The 15158-nt window shown below is 66.2% G+C and carries 10 protein-coding genes and 1 pseudogene; 1 reads left to right on the top strand and 10 read right to left on the bottom strand.

Annotated features, from left to right (window positions below):
* Positions 1-23: 23 nt before the first annotated feature.
* From ACW5F0_RS01620 to ACW5F0_RS01600, 5 genes and pseudogenes are all read right to left on the bottom strand, one after another.
* Entirely contained in the window at positions 24-1370 is a 1347-nt protein-coding gene (locus ACW5F0_RS01620; RefSeq protein WP_456998894.1) for a hypothetical protein, read from the bottom strand.
* Positions 1367-7693 carry an AAA domain-containing protein gene (locus ACW5F0_RS01615; protein ID WP_456998893.1) on the bottom strand — a complete coding sequence of 2109 codons (6327 nt, stop codon included), beginning with the start codon at positions 7691-7693 and terminating at the stop codon, positions 1367-1369. The genes ACW5F0_RS01620 and ACW5F0_RS01615 overlap by 4 nt, the downstream gene beginning before the upstream one ends.
* Positions 7690-8322 (bottom strand): 4Fe-4S single cluster domain-containing protein, encoded by a 633-nt coding sequence (locus ACW5F0_RS01610; protein ID WP_456999158.1) that lies wholly within the window; start codon positions 8320-8322, stop codon positions 7690-7692. Before ACW5F0_RS01610 ends, ACW5F0_RS01615 begins: the two co-directional genes overlap by 4 nt.
* Positions 8323-8357: 35 nt before the next feature.
* Positions 8358-10184 carry an AAA family ATPase gene (locus ACW5F0_RS01605; protein ID WP_456998892.1) on the bottom strand — a complete coding sequence of 609 codons (1827 nt, stop codon included), beginning with the start codon at positions 10182-10184 and terminating at the stop codon, positions 8358-8360.
* Positions 10185-10326: 142 nt separating this feature from the next.
* Positions 10327-10599, bottom strand: a pseudogene (locus tag ACW5F0_RS01600) (energy transducer TonB); the annotation flags it as partial.
* An 818-nt stretch (positions 10600-11417) separates the two neighbouring features.
* Between ACW5F0_RS01600 and ACW5F0_RS01595 the strand changes: the two are divergent.
* Positions 11418-12401, top strand: a complete 984-nt coding sequence (locus tag ACW5F0_RS01595) for a TerB family tellurite resistance protein (protein ID WP_456999157.1) — start codon at positions 11418-11420, stop codon at positions 12399-12401.
* 264 nt (positions 12402-12665) lie between these two features.
* Here ACW5F0_RS01595 and ACW5F0_RS01590 read toward each other — a convergent pair whose 3' ends face one another.
* From ACW5F0_RS01590 to ACW5F0_RS01570, 5 genes are all read right to left on the bottom strand, one after another.
* The gene (locus ACW5F0_RS01590; RefSeq protein WP_456998891.1) at positions 12666-13196 is read right to left on the bottom strand and encodes an outer membrane beta-barrel protein; all 531 of its coding nucleotides are present in this window, start codon (positions 13194-13196) and stop codon (positions 12666-12668) included.
* A 76-nt stretch (positions 13197-13272) separates the two neighbouring features.
* Entirely contained in the window at positions 13273-13419 is a 147-nt protein-coding gene (locus tag ACW5F0_RS01585) for an excalibur calcium-binding domain-containing protein (RefSeq protein WP_456964289.1), read from the bottom strand.
* Positions 13389-13862: a VanZ family protein gene (locus ACW5F0_RS01580; protein ID WP_456998890.1), complete on the bottom strand. Its 474-nt coding sequence runs from the start codon at positions 13860-13862 to the stop codon at positions 13389-13391. Before ACW5F0_RS01580 ends, ACW5F0_RS01585 begins: the two co-directional genes overlap by 31 nt.
* 21 nt (positions 13863-13883) lie before the next feature.
* The gene (locus tag ACW5F0_RS01575) at positions 13884-14462 is read right to left on the bottom strand and encodes a GNAT family N-acetyltransferase (RefSeq protein ID WP_456964287.1); all 579 of its coding nucleotides are present in this window, start codon (positions 14460-14462) and stop codon (positions 13884-13886) included.
* Positions 14459-15157, bottom strand: a complete 699-nt coding sequence (locus ACW5F0_RS01570; protein ID WP_456998889.1) for a sugar transferase — start codon at positions 15155-15157, stop codon at positions 14459-14461. The genes ACW5F0_RS01575 and ACW5F0_RS01570 overlap by 4 nt, the downstream gene beginning before the upstream one ends.
* Between the last annotated feature and the right edge of the window lies 1 nt (position 15158).

Below are 15158 nucleotides of genomic sequence, written 5' to 3'. Positions count from 1 at the left end.
CAAATAGCTGTGGCGTTGTCAAATCAACTTGAACTCTTGGTGCCTGCGTCGAAGACACCGCGGTCGGCATCGATGTCCGATTCGATCACCTTCAGCGGAACCTCCCCGACTGCGAGCGCCTTTTCAATGGCGAGCTCGCTTCCCCTCTCGGCCAGCAGCGAACGCAGGCGGGCGAACTCGCCGCACCAGATCGTTTCGATGTCCCGGTCCCGTCCACGATCGTTCGTACCGGAGAGCGAAACCGCCCTCACCTGCAGCCTACCGCCTTCCGCGCGGCCACCGACCTCGACGCCGTAACCCGGCGTCGCCGGCTTGCGCAGCACCACGCTGCCCGCCTCCGCCCAAGCAGTTTCCATGCCTTCCCTGACTTCATAGCCCAGGCTGGCCAGCCCTTCGAGAACCGCCTGCCGTGTGGCGAGCGCCGCGCGACGGCGCAGTTCCTCCTCGATCGCACTGCCACATTGCTGCGCCAGTTCGCCGACATGCGGCATGTCCGGCTCCGGATCGGCCAAACAGGCTGCGATCCTCAGGCGCAATGCAGATCTCGATTCCCCAAGCAGTGCTTCGAGCTCGGACGCCAAAGCTTGCAACGATGCCACTTGGCGGCGTCGCGCATGCTGCTCCGAGACCGCGTTGGCAATATCCACGACGAAGCTGTCAAGCAGCATGCTCCGCTGTCCGGCGCGCGGCTCGCGCTCGATGGCGTTCAGCCGCTGCAGGAAGGGTTCCACCGCGGTAGCGCCATGCAATGTCTGCAGCTGGGCGATGTGGTGATCGATCCGGTCGAGGCGGGGCTCACGCTCCATATGTTCTTCGGCAATCCACTTGGAGGGCCGCTCCGTCTGCAGCGCCCTCGCCAGATCACGCTGCGTCGTGCCCAGCGATTCGGGCGACGAGTTATGTCCCAAGCGAGCATAGCCCTCGGCCAACGTCCCCTCTGCGCTGCCCTGCGCGCGACCAGCGGCGATCGACTTAAGCGCTTCGACAAGCGAGCTGTCGAGGAGCACTTCCCTGGCTTCCAGAGCACGCAGCAGAGCACTGGCGTTCTCGCGCAGATATCGCTGCGACCGGCGCTTCTGCGCCGCCCTGCTCACGGCGCGCTCCTCCTTCTGGGCCAGGTCGTGATTGAGGAACTCGATCTCCAGGGGAACTTCCTTCTGGAGGTCCGCGAACCGATCCTCCTGCATGAGCCGCCGAAGCCGCTCATGCCGGGCACGCGTAGCCGCCAGGTCCGCGTCTTCGAGTTCCCCGATGCGCCCGGCCTGGGCCTGCCAGCGGGCGAGCGCCTGTTCTAGGCGTTGCAAATGTCCCTCGCAGATCGCCAGGATTTCCTCGCGCGTGACGATTCGTACAACCTTTGGACCGCTCATGTCTCCTCCGCCGTAGACCTTGCCCCGTTGCCACCAAAAGCTGCCGTCGCAGCGCCTACATTTGCCAAGGCACCCTCGATGGCCTGCCTGAGCGCCTGCCGCTCGGCCTCGCCATCGCGATGCCAGCCTTGCGACGACACCCTGTGAATGCGGGGGATGGATCGTCCAAGCACCTTGCGGCGCCATATTTCGCGCGACCTCGCATGCCGGAGCAGGGGATGCCGCGGGCTGTCGCACTCAATGCCGATCGCGTAGAGCCCGGTGCCGGGGTCTTCGATCGCGAAATCCAGACTGAAAGTGTCACCTTCGTTTACGGATACCGGATCCCGGCCCAGCGAGCGAATGTATTCGCCCACCGCGGCCGTGAAACCATCGCCCTCGAGCCCGCGTTCGCCGCGCACACGCTGTCGGTCGGTATGGAGGCGGTCGAGCAAGGCCGCACTGCTTTCGAACTCGCCCGCCGATAGCGCGCGCGCGTATTCGAGATAGCCCTGCAGGTAATCGCGGGGACTTGCCGGAGGCCGCCGGGTACCGAGCATGTCGGAAATGTCGGCGATGGGCATCGAGGTAATCATCACCACCTTGCTGCGCGCGCGGGTCACGGCGACGTTGAGCCGGCGCTCGCCGCCGGCCTGTCCCAGCACGCCGAAATTGCGGCGGAACGTGCCCTGTCCGTTGCGACCAAAAGTCGAGGAGAACACGATCACGTCACGCTCGTCGCCCTGGACATTTTCGACGTTCTTGACGAACACCGACATGTCCTCGCCCTCTTCGCTGCGCTCCCGCTCCTGGGCATAGGCGGCACGGAAGCCGTCGTCGGCCTCGGCCCGGAGCTCCATGCGCTCCTCGATCAGGTCCGCCTGCTTACGGTTGAACGTCACCACACCGACCGAAGGACGCCGACCGACGGGTTCGCGCCAGACCTCGGACACATAGTCGACTACGCGTTCGGCCTCCTCCGCGTTGGTCTGCTCCTGGTACAGGCCGTCCACGCGAATCAGCTCCAGCGGCCTGGCCGCCAGCACTCTCGCCGGCGGATGACGGACCGGCACGCTCAGCCGGTTGCCGTAGAACGACGCATTGGAGAACCCGATCAGCTCCCGGTAGGCAGACCGGTAGTGGATCTCCAAGGTGGTGGTAGGCAGGACGCCGCGCGCCAGCTGCAACAGGTCGGGGCAATCCTTGATCTCGCGGCGGTTCCAGGTGTCCTCGAACTGTTCGAGCACTTCGGGCTCCGAATCCTCGTCCGGCGCGTCGCCGTCATACAGTTCCGCTTCGTCGCTTTCGATACGGCTGGAAAAGAACGACGTAGGCGGCATCTGCTTCTCGTCACCGCTGACGATCACGATGCGGCCGCGGAACAGGGTCGGCAGTGCGTGTTCGACCGGGATCTGCGACGCCTCGTCGTAGATCACGGTATCGAACACACCCGGCCGCAGCGGCAGGACCCGGCTGGCGACATCCGGATTCATCAGCCAGACCGGGCGGAGCTCCATCAGGCCGATGCCTGTCCCCAGCTCCATGAACTCGCGCAAGCGGCGCGACCGGCGTCCAGTCAGCCGAGTGACGTCCTCCCATTGCCTGCGGCTGCCCAAGGCACCGCGATCAAACCCGGCGGCCAGCAGCTGGCGATTGAGTTGGCGCATCTCAGCATCCGCCTTCGCCAGGCTTGCGACCTTCGCCGCGGCCTCGTCCTGCCCGAGCAGCAGCGCGGGATGCTCCTGCTCGAAGCGCTGTTTCCAACCCAGGCGCACCTCACGGTTGATAAGGCGGCGGACAACGGCCTCCAGCTGTTCGCCTGGAACCAGGTCCAAGGCAGCTTCGTGCTCGCGCAACAGCGCAAAGAACTCCAGTTGCCCGGCAGCCAACTGCGCCGCGCGGATACGGAACGTCTGGTATGCCGCCAGCTCGGGCAGCGCGCGCTCAATCTGGTCGAGCACCAAAGCGTTGCTCTGCCCGTGGTCAATCGCGCTTCGCAACTGCTGGATCCAGTCGGAACCGGCCCAGTTGGCCAGCCGATGCAGCACATCGATGCTGCACTGACGCGCGGCCTGCCGGACCAGCGCCGCCTCGGTCTGCGTCAGCAGGACTTCCAACGCCTGCCGCTGGCCGGTAAGCACCGCTGCCTCCAGCTGAGCGGTCCTCGGCGCAGCGGCGATCGCCGCCGCCAGCGACCGCACATCCTGCAATTTCGCCAAGGTATCCGCGACCTGCGATGCCAGCGCGGGACCGCAGTCGATCGCGGGCGGGGCGAGTCCCAGCCGCTGCTGCAGCGTCCTGAACTGGTCACGCAGTGGGCGCCATTGAGCCTCCAGTCGCGCCGCATGGAACAGCGTGGCCACCCGAGTCGGTTCGGCACGATGGCTGCCGCACTGAAGCAGAAAGGCTTCCACCTTGCGGCGGCGCAGGGCATGCAGCGGGCTGAGCCTTGCGAACCACGAAGTAGCCTGCAGCACGCGTCCGGCTTGCACCGTCAGCTGCTCCAGTTCGGCTGCGCCCAATGCGCTCAGTGCGGGGGACAGGCGCGTGGAATAGTGCTGGCCCTCGACCTGCTGCAACTGCTGCGCCAGCTGTTCGAGTTCCGAAATCATGCCCGCGCCCGAATCGGGCCCATCCGATGCCACATTGCGGAACAGCGGCAGCCAGCGCGCCAGGCGCTGGCGTCGCCCTTCAAGCAGCTCGAGCAGGATCCGAGCGGATCCCTGCAGCCAATCGCGATAGGGCTCAGCGGCCTCCACTTCGAAGCCGGCCGCGTGGGGCTGAAGGCTCTCAAGCCTTGCAGCCTCTGCCTCCTTGAAGCGGAGCAGGTCCTGCTCGAACGCCTGCAGGGTCGGCGCATCGGATGAAAACACCTTCAGGCGCGCCAGTGGATTGCCCTCGTAGCGCGCCGGCAACCAGAGCCTCGCCAAGGGCGCGCAGGCCTCTTCCAGCTGCATCAGGCTGGCGATGTCCAAGTCGGTCAAGGCCTGCCGCATCGCCGGGACATCCATCGGCGCCTCGCCCTGCTCAAGCTCGACCAGCTCCCCCAGCAGCTGGCGATAGCTCAGTCCCGTGCGCTCGTCGCCGCTGTGCATGGAGGCATGGAAGCGGTCGAGTTCGCCTTCCAACGACTCGATGCGCGCCGCAAGCCGCTCCCGCTGGCCTTGCCACGGCGCGGGTCCGTCCGCCGAAGCGAACAGCACCTCCAACTGCTCACGCACACTGCGGATCACCGGCTCCCGATCCTTGTTGACGTCGTTGAGCATCACGATCCGGTTGCCCAGCCCTTCGGCTACCAGGCGCTTGTGCACCACCTCCAGCGCCGCGTGCTTCTGGCACACGATCAGCAGGCTCTTCTTCCGGCCGATGGCGTCAGCCACCATGTTGACGATGGTCTGGCTCTTGCCGGTGCCAGGCGGCCCCTCGATCAGCAGCCCGGGGGCCTGCCTCGCCTGGCGCACGGCCTCTTCCTGGGAAGGATCGCTGGCAGCGGTGAAGTAGCGCTCGCGCTCCGGCGGCGGCGCAGCCGGGGTCGGCTTGGCAGCGGCACCCAGGCGCAGGACGGTCTCAAGGCCGGTGCCGCCGGGCGACATCCCCTTGATCTGGCGAAGATCCTCGCCGAGCGCCTGACCCATGAATGTGACGTGGAACAGCACCGCAGCACAGGCCAGCTCGTCATGATTCGGCGCCACTTCGGTGGAGATCGACGGCAGCACCGCGAGCACGCGCTCACGCGCGCTGGCCAACACGCCGAACGCGTCCATCACGTCCGATGCCTTCAGCGCAGATCGGCCCAGCAGGTCGTCCGCAATCCTTCGCCAGCCCGCGCAGGCTTCCGGACCGACCAGCGCCTCCAGAGCAGGATTGATCCGCACCTCTTCACGCTCGCTGTCGAACGCCAGCGACGCTTGGCCACGGGTGCCCAACTCGGCCTGCAGCTTGACCGGCCACAGCAGCAGCGGCGCGATGCGCGTCCTCGTGTTGCCCCTTGCATTGCGCGTGAGCAGGAACGGAAACCCCAGATGCAGGCCATCAATGCCGGTGTCGCGCTTGTACAGCGTGCTTTGGCGATGCAGGGCGTGCAGCCGGCGCTCCAGCAGCGGATTGTCTGCAAATGCCTCAGGGTCCAGCACGATCGACCGGGCTTGGCGCGCCAGCAACGCATCGAGCAGGGCCGCGGCGGGCCGGCGCCCGGTGTCGAACTCGCTGATATCAACTCGTGCAGTGGTGGCCCCGATGCTCATCCTCACCAACGGCCCGCGCATCACGGCCGTGGCGATTTTCTTCTCGAAGAAATCGAGGATCTGCGACACGTACTGCTGCTTCTGCGGCTCCAGCCAACCGTCCGGCGGCACCGCCAGCAACACCAGCGCCCGGGCCAGGGGCATGCGTCGCTCCAACCGGAACTGGTCCGCCCACGCGTCCAGCGACTCCTGGCCACAGCGCGCGAAACCCGCGATGCGCTCGTCGACCATGTGGAACAGCGCCTGCCGACCCTCCTGCAGCTGCGCCGCCGCCGCGTTGACGTCGAAGCCCTCAACGCGCGCCTGCTCGGCCAGGAGTGCAGCTTCAGCCGTGATCGCATCGGACGAGCGGAACTGGCCGATCGCGGCGCTGAGCAGCACGATCAGGTCTTCTTCGCTGATCACGCGGTGGTCCGACAACGATCGCACGCCGGGATGTTCGCTGTCGGGCAGCAGGCGCTGGCGCTCCTGCCACTGCGCCACCAGCCGCGCCCGCGATGTCGACAGCAGATAGATGCGCAGCTGCTGCTCGTCCAGCGCGACGTCCTGGTGGCGGGCACGCTGCCGCACCTGTCCGTCGCGGACCTTCAGCTGCCAGAGCCAGCGTTCCTTCCCCAGCGCCTCCAGCAGGTCCGGTGCCGGCCCGCTGATCAACCGGTAGCCGTCCAGCGGGTGCTCGAGCAGCCAGCCTGGCGTCACGATCTGTCCCCGCTGGATCAGCGGAATGTCTGCATTGAGCAGCTTCAGGGCCAGCATCAGGCGGGTGTCGTCGTCCAGCTCCTCATGCCTTGCGACCTGCCGAAGGCCTGCGAGCATTTTCGGCGATAGCCCGACCTGTTCGCCCCAGGTCACGAGCGTGCCGCGCAGCAGGTGTTCCAGCGCTTGTACCCAGTGCCGCTCCTCCGCCGCGGCCAGTGCGAACAGCCCCGGCTTGCGGAAGCGCTGCGTGCCCAACGAAATCGTCGCGCCCTCGTCCCCGTCATGCTGGGCTCGGGCAGCTGCGGGCGCGCTCACCGGTTCGTCGTCAAGCCATGCCTGCACCTGCGGCCACTGCCAGCGCTGATGGCGATCGCGGGCGAGCAGTCCGCGCAGCAGCAGGTCCAGGCGCGGATCCAGGTCTTCCGGCAACAGCACGCCGTGCGCCAGCACATGGATCAGCCAGGCATTGGGATTGATGCCATCGAAGCAGGCGCCGCCGGTCATCTGCTCCAGCAGGACCATGCCCAGGCTCCACCAGTCCGACGCCGCGGCCACCCCGCCGGCGACAGCTTCGGGCGCCATGTACCGACTTATCTCAAGCGGCGACACGATGTCGAGGTCGAAGTCGGACAGGCGCGCAGAACCGAAGCCGCTGACCACTAGATCCAGCGGCTCGCGGCTGCGCACCAGCAGGGTGCCCGGCCGCAAGTCGCGGTGCCGCAGGCCGGCTTCGCTGAACGCATGCAGCGCCTGGCCGAGCTCGCGCACCACGTGGCGCACGGCCTCGAGGTCGCGGATGACGATGCCCAAACCAGCAAGGGTGCCGCCGGTCAACTCCTCCGCCACCTCGTAGGCGCGGTCGTCCCAGCGGCCGATCGCGAGCAGCTCGGGCACGTGCTCGCGCGGAAGGCGGCGCAGCACGGAATAGATGGCAGGATCGGGCTCCGCGCCGGCGCGATAGAGGGTCAGGACCGCCTGCCTGCCGTCTTCATGCTCGGCCAGGTAGCGCTCGCGCACGTCATCGGTGCGGCTGATCTCGCGCAGCAACTTCCAGCCATCGATCGAGGTTTCGGACGCTTCTGGCGCACCGTCCGGAGCGTCGCTGGCAGCGGGTGACGCAGGCTCGCCGCCGCACTCCAGGCACATCAGGTCTCCCGGCTGCATGGGATGGCCGCCGGTGCAACGTGGACCTTCGCAAGCGGCACCCCCGGACTCTGGGTGCTCTCCGACCGCTGCCGGCTCAGGGGCGTGCCGGGTGACGACGGGCTGCGGCCGCCAACCCGCATCCCGGATGGCTTCGCCCGACAGGTCCCAGCCGCAGGGGCGATCCTGTACCACGCCCTCGCAGGCAAGCTCGTACAGCGCGCGCTCGGTCAGGCAGCTCGGGCAGAACCGCATCATCGCGCGGCCGCCTCCTGCCCGCCGCGCGCCGCAACATCGGCACTGACCTGCAGCCGGTGTCCTTGCCCGCGCAGCAGATCGCGCAGCCGCAGCAGATCGTCGCGCCGCGGGATACCGGCCATCCAGACGCTGCCATCGTCGTCGAGCATCAGGTCGAGGACCTGGTCGCCGGCGTCCAGCGGCCGTTCGTACTCCGCGAACCGCTCACGCCCGAGCGCCGTCAACAGGCTCAGTCGCTGGTTGTCGCTGCCGCGCAGGGTGACGGTCTGCGGCTGCTGCTGTTCGAAGGGATCGGAGATCAGCGCATCGATCAGGCTGTCGGCTCGCGCCAGGGTCCCGGCCAGCGTCTCCAGCGGATGGCCGCTGTAGACCAGGATGTCGAGCGCACGATATCGACGCAGAGCCGTCAGCAGCTCGAGAAGCGCGTCCGGTTGATCGAAAGGCTCGCCACCGGAAATCGTGACGCCATCGGCGGCAGCCAGCCAGGGCTGCACCTCGTCGAGCATCTGCCCCACGGTGGTCCGATGCCGCCCTGCCCCCCAGGTATCCGCAGAAATGCAGCCCGGGCAGCGGATGCTGCAGCCTTGGAACCAGATCCCCACGCGACGCCCGGGCCCGAGTGCCGTCACCGGAAAATGCACTCGCGACAGATCGAGCGCCGTGCTCAAGGCAGCACCAGCCGCAGGCCATCCGGCGACAGTTCCGGAACCTCGAAGCGCTGTCCTGGCTGTGCGTCGTGATCGAACAGGGCGCGCGCCAGGGGATTGATCAGATGCGCTTCCAACTGGTTGCGGATGCCGCGGCCACCGTTGGAAAGATCGCCCAGGCACAGCGCGCGCAGCCCGGCCCGTGCAGCTCCGGCCAACGCCACCTCCAAGCCCTGCTCGCGAAGATCCGCGAGCGTGGCCTCCACCATCTGCTCGAAGATTTCCGCGGCCACGTCCTCCCGGATGAAGTCGAAGACGATGATGTTCTCGCCGATGCGGTTGAGTATTTCCGGGCGGTTCAGCACAAGCTTGAAGTGCCGCTCGATCTCGCTGCCCACCTTGCGCTGCACCGTCTCGAAGGTGTCTTCCGGCAGCACGTTGGCCACCCGGTCACCGAGTTCGTCCTGGCGGTAGATACCCAGGTTCGAGGTGAACACGATCAATGCCTCGGAGAAGTACACGCGGTCACCGCGCCCCGACGTCAGCACGCCGTCATCGAGAATCTGCAGGAACTTGTCCAGGATCCGCGGATGGGCCTTCTCGATTTCATCGAACAGCACCACGCTGAAGGGCTTCTCGCGAATCGCGTTGGTGAGCTCGCCGCCCACGTCATAGCCGACGTAGCCGGGCGGCGCCCCGATCAGCCGCTGGTCGGAGTGCTCTGCACTGAACTCCGACATGTCGAAGCGGATATAGGCGCTTTCATCGCCGAACAGCAGGCTGGTCACGGTCTTGGCCAGCTCCGTCTTGCCCACGCCCGTCGGTCCGGCCAGGAAGGCCACGCCGCGCGGACGGTTACCCTTGCGGCTCGCGCCCACGCCGGTCATCGCACGCTTCACGATATCCAGCATGTGCGTGACTGCGTGCGCCTGCCCCTTGACTCGCCGCCGGATGAAGCCATCAGCCTCGCGAATCTTCTGGCGGTCGATTTTCAACCACGGATCCTCTGTCACGCCGACCTTGTAACGGCGGACCGCATCCGCGATCCGCTGCATGGGCACGCCCTCAACCCGCGCCAGCTGCGCAATGGCGTTCAGGTCCAGCAAAAGCAGGCCCTCCGTGCTCTCGACAAAGGCCGCGGTGGCCTGCCCAAGCGCATCGGAGTCGGCGTCGCGTCCGCCCTCGAGGCCACGCAACAGGCCGGCGGCAATGGCGCGGCGTGCGAGCAGGTCGGGCTTCGATACGGGGATATGCCGCAGCCGCGGGTTATCCACCAGCAACCAGTCCGGAAGGTCACCCTCCTTGTCCACCACCCAGAGCACCGTATTGAAGAACGGCTTGCGCGCCTCCCCGACGGGCCGGGTCCTGGCCTGATGCGACAGCACCAGCGCATGGGTGAACAAATGATGTTCGGCGGCGGTCAGGCCATCGCTGCGGACCACCAGGCGCGAGGCGAAATCGACGATCAACGCGACCGGCTCGCCGCTGCGTTCGACAATCCTCGGCAAGGTGTTGCCGAGCAGGTCAGGGCCGGCGGGCGCGACGCCGTCAACCGGCACCAGACCCAGCTCGCGGAGCAGGTCCTCGCCGCCGGTCGGGTCGGACCCGCGGCGCGCAGCCACCCTGAATCCCGCGACGGGATCCCAGACCATCACCTGGGCATAGCCCCCCTCGAACAGCGCATCCCCCAGGTTCGCTACGAACGCCTGCGGCGTGACGATGCCCTGCGCGATCTCGCTCGCCTGTAGATCACTGACGTTCCCCGACAGCACAAACTGGCTTTTGAGCGGCAGGAAACGCAGGAGATCCCGAAGCCAGCGAGGCTTCTCGAAAAATGGTGTCACGGCAAGGCCCTCCCCCGATCAGGCTGAATCCGCAGGATAGCGGGATTCAGCCGGCGTGCCCCAGCCATGCTGATGCCATGCTCGCGACACCAGCTCGGGCACCGGCCTGCCGGCCTTGGCCTGCTCAAGCACCCCGGGGCGGTTACAAGTTGAAGTCCACCGGCACCCGCAGCCGGCTCGCAACAGGGCGACCATCTTCGACGGCCGCCTCCACGCGCCAAAGCCGCGCCGTATCGATGGCTGCCCTGTCGAGATCCCTGTTCCGGCTGCTCTGCTCCACCGACACGTTTGTCACCGCGCCCATCGCGTCCACGTCCAACACCAGCACGACCCGCCCCGTGATACCTGCGCGCAGCGCTGCCGGCGGGTACCTCGGCGGATGCATCGACCGGGACGCCTCATCGACCCGCGCCTCCGCGTCGGGCAGGCGCAGCCCTTGCGCCGCGGCGTCCGCCGCGTACACCGCATTCTTTGCTGAGCCTTGGTCGAGTAGCTCCTCCGGCACGTATTCCGGCTCCGGAGGAGCCGGTATCTCGACCATCCCGCCCGAACGCGAATGCTCGTGATAGCTCCCCGCCGGGTCGTAGCGATACACGACCGCCTCGTCGATCTCGAAATGCGCGCCCCTGTCTTCCTCCCAGGACCGGCCCTTCCGGGCCAGCTCGAAGTCGGGGAAGTCAGAGTCCCCTCCTTCAAGCACGCGGATCCCTGTCTCCCAGTCGGTGCATTGGCGTTGTTCGTCGCACGACGTCGTTCCCAGGTTTTCCTCCACGATCGTCCCTGACCAGACCTGCGCCAGCCGTCCGCCCACCACCGCCACCAGAGAAGTCGAAGCCCCGCAGTACCCGAAATTGCAGTCGCCCGAATCCACACGGATCAAGGGTGGGTCTCCATCGGCCCGCAGGTTGCGGATGGAGTCGCCAGCCGCCGCCTCACCGTGGTTGCCGGCCCTGAGGATCGCCGGCGCATGCGAGGCCAGCACCCACTTCCCCTCCTCGGAGCGGAACAGAGCGCCACCAATGGCGCCGCCACCGCATGCGCGCGCCTCGCACTCGGGATCGCGCGAACCGGTCAGGATGTACGACCAGCGCTCGCCTCCCAGAGCGAACGCACCGCTCCGCCGCAGCGACACGCGCTGGCTGCCTTCCTCGAAGCCGTCATCGGTGGCGGGCAGCGTTTCCACCAACACAAGGGAGTGGAGATATGACGAGTTCGGGAAGCTTGGTGGAGCAGATGCAGGAACGCATCACGGACGGGCTTCGGGGGGCGTTCGAGTCGGTCCTCGAATCGAGGAATGCGTATTACCAGGCAAACCCGGACAAAATTCCGGTGCGGCGCGACGTTCAGGCGCTGATCCGCAGCGCGGTTACGCAGAATGCTGCGATTTCCGGCAGCGCCGGACTGATTCCTGGCCCGTTCGGAATGCTCGCGGTTGTTCCCGAACTACTGCTGGTCATTCGCAATCAGATTGCACTGATTTATGACATCGGTGCGGCCTATGGCCAGAAGGAAATCATGACCCGGGAACTTCTCCTTGGGGTCTTCGTCAGCGCTGCTGGCACAAGTACGGGTAGTCTCTTGGTGATCCGTGGTGGCCAAGTGCTTGTCCGCAGGGCGTCGCTGCGCGTGCTCACCAAGGTGATTGCCATGCTCGGCGGCAAGATCACCCAGCAAGCCTTGAAGTCTGCTATCAGCAAATGGCTGCCCGGTGTGGGTGCCGCCGCGATGGCCGCCTGGACCGGATACCTGACGAACCAGATTGGCAAGATGGCGATGGAAATCTTCCAGAAGGACATCGTCAATGACCCTGACACCCCGGATATCGAGTTGATCAAGCCGATCGAAACCGCACCGAACGGCATCGCCGACGGCGACTTGGAATTCTCAAAGCTGCAGGTACTGATCGAGCTTGCCAAAATCGATGGCAGCGTTTCCGAACAGGAGCGGGAGTTCATCAACCAGATCCTTGGCAGCCCGGACCTGAGCGATGCCCATCGCGCACTGCTTCTCGAGTTCCTGGAGGGCAAGAGCCAACCGCTGCAAGGGATTGAGAAGGTCGCCGCGCAACCTGACAGCGCGGTGGCACTCTTGGCCAATATGGTCGCCTTGGCCCGTCGGGATGAGATCCATATCACTGAGAAGATCTATATCCGTCGGATTGGAAGCCTGCTTGGATTTGCTGCGGACGAAATCGAAGAACTCCTTGCCGCTGAGTAGCAAGTAGTGACACAAAATGGGTCGGAGACGCCGACCCCTTTCTCAAGCAGTGACCTTTCGCGCTGCGTGAATTGGCGGTTTGGGGGCCGTGGCCAAGTTTGTTCGCGGCTATAGCCGCTCCCACAGAAGCGTCACGCAGCCTCGTGGTGTTCATAGTACGGCCGCTACCGTGATCCAGGATGGCGTGCAGCGAGACCACCAACTCCAAACGCAAACAGGCCGGGAATTCCCGGCCTGTTTTCCTGCAGCGATGCCCCGTGGGGATCAGAAATCGAAGCGCACCTGCACCTGTGCCAGGTCCACGTCCACGTCGTCCATCTCGAACCGGCTGTACTCGCCCCGCAGCGCAAACGTATCCGTGAAGCGGTACTGCAGACCAAGGCCGTAGGTCGGATCCGTACCGTCGTCGGAGGCGCTGCCAATGCCGGCCGCGCGGGCGTCCGCGTCCCAGCTGTGCACGCCAGCCTTCGCGTAGCCCGAGAAGTTCTCGGTGAAGGGCAGCGTGCCGACCGCGACCAGGGACACCGTGTCGGCTTCCAGCGAGGCCACGTTGCCGTACTCGATCTTGCCGAAGTCGGTGTAAGCCAGTTCGAAGCCCCAATTCGGGTGCAGCTGGTAGCCACCGTAGACCTGGAAGCCGGTCTCCTCTTCGTCCAGCACGCCCTCGTCGATCATCGACTGGCCGACGCCGGCGCCGGCATAGAAACCGACGGGCTCCGCGGCCTGTGCACCAAAGGACAGCGCGCCGAGGGCGGCGGCGAGGACGGTACCGGCAAGAAGGTGGGTCTTGTTCATGAGTGGAGCTCCTGTGTTGTGTGAGTCACGCCCAAGAACATGGAGTCCCAACGCATGGAACGAAGTAACGAAATCGTCACGAATCGTTCCACCAGAGATCTCGACTACCTTCCCCGGTACGGCTCGCACCAACCCCATCGTTGTCGCGATCCAGGTGCGCCCCATAGCCAGGATCGCCGCGCCGTGCGTCGCTCAGATCCGCCTTCGCTGCCGGACGCCACACAGCGCAATGATCACCAGGCCAATCAACAAGCCGGCCATTCCCCCAGCAATATTCAGCAGCACATCGTCGAGCCGGGGCTCCCTGCCTGGCGCCAACCCCTGTGCAAGTTCGGCTGAAACCGCAAGCACCGCGACCAATCCCCAAGCCTGCCAACCGCGAAGGTCCCGGCGGCACAGCCACACCAGCAACCCCAGCCAGACGAAGATCACGAAGTGCGTCCATTCGGACACGTCCCACGGCGTACTGGCAGCCATCTGCCGCAAGGCGCGGACTCCATCCTTCCCGAGGAACCCCGTGATCTGCTCGCCCGGCAGGAACAGCAGTGCCGATACCGCCATCGCGGACCCGAACAAGAGCAAGCGCGCGACAGGGCCGCTACGCCACGCCAGCAGTAGCCCGACAGCCAGGGCCATTGCGCCAAGCAACAGATCGGATGCACCCATCAGCCGAGCCCACCCGTGGCATCAGACCCGATGGACATAGACTTTCGACGGCTGGCCGCCGTGAACTTCAACCTGGCCCGCCACTTCCGCGCCCATACGCCGGTAGAACCGATGCGCGGGTGCCAGTGCCTCACCTACCGTGATGCGGAACGCATCGACCTGACGGTTCCGGAAATCCTCCACCAGCCGGCCATACAGCCGATCGGCAACCGCTTTCCCACGCCATTCGGGGGCCACCGCGATGCTCAGCAGCTCGGCCTCCGGCAGGCCTCCGGGCAGCACGCCTGCGCCGGAGTAGCGCAGGATCTCGAGGATGCGTCGCACCTTGGAGGGACGGACGAGTGCAGGGGCGATCGCCAGCGCGAGCCGCACGGGGCTGCGCAGCATCCGCTTGTAGATGGCGCCCATGCCGGTGCCACCGGTGACAAAGCCCTGCACCTGCCCGCCGTCTTCCTCAACCAGCAGCGTGGCTTCGTCGGCGCCGTCGATCGCCTCGTACATCAATGCGAGAAACCCTTCGCCCAAGGTCGCCAGGAAGCCCTGATCCAGGCATCGCACATGCAGCCGCGCGACCTGTCGGTAGCGCTCGGCCGGGCTCATTGCGGCGAAGCTTCCACCGCGCCCACCGCCCCACCCGCAGCCACCAGTTCTGCGGGCGGTTCCGGCAATTCATGGAACACCCGCCAGGCAATCCCGGAACCAGGTACCAGCACCACCCACGCCGTCACGGCGATGCTGCACAGGTAGGTCCACAAGCCCTGGTTGGCGACGTACCACTCTTCCAGCGCGCCCTTGTACGGCATGATCACGTCGTCGTAGAAACGCTCGGGTTCGGCGCTGGCATGCATCAGGTCCTCTTCGTCGCGGAAGACGATGGAGCCGATGCCGGACAGCCCCGGGCGCACCTTCACGATCTCGGCCTGCGATCGCGCCGGGAAGGCGTCGAAGCAGCGCTGCGTCTGCGGGCGCGGGCCGATGATGCTCATGTCGCCCTCGAAGATGTTCAGCAGCTGCGGCAGTTCGTTGATCTTGGTCTTGCGCAGCCAGCGACCCAGCGGCAGCACGCGCGGGTCGTGCTTCACCGTCACGGTGCCGGTGCCAAGGCTCGGGCTGTTCTTCAGCATGGTGGCGAACTTGTACAGGCCGAACATGCGGCCGCCGAGGCCGATGCGCTGCTGCACGTAGAACACTTCGCCTTCGCCGGTCAGGCGCAGGGCGATGGCGATCGGCACCAGCAGGGGGGAAAGCACCAGCAGGGCCAGGCCAGAAAACACAATGTCGAGCAATCGCTGCATG

This window comes from Luteimonas sp. A534, from assembly GCF_054072805.1.
This window is presented reverse-complemented; position numbering and strand designations above follow the sequence as displayed.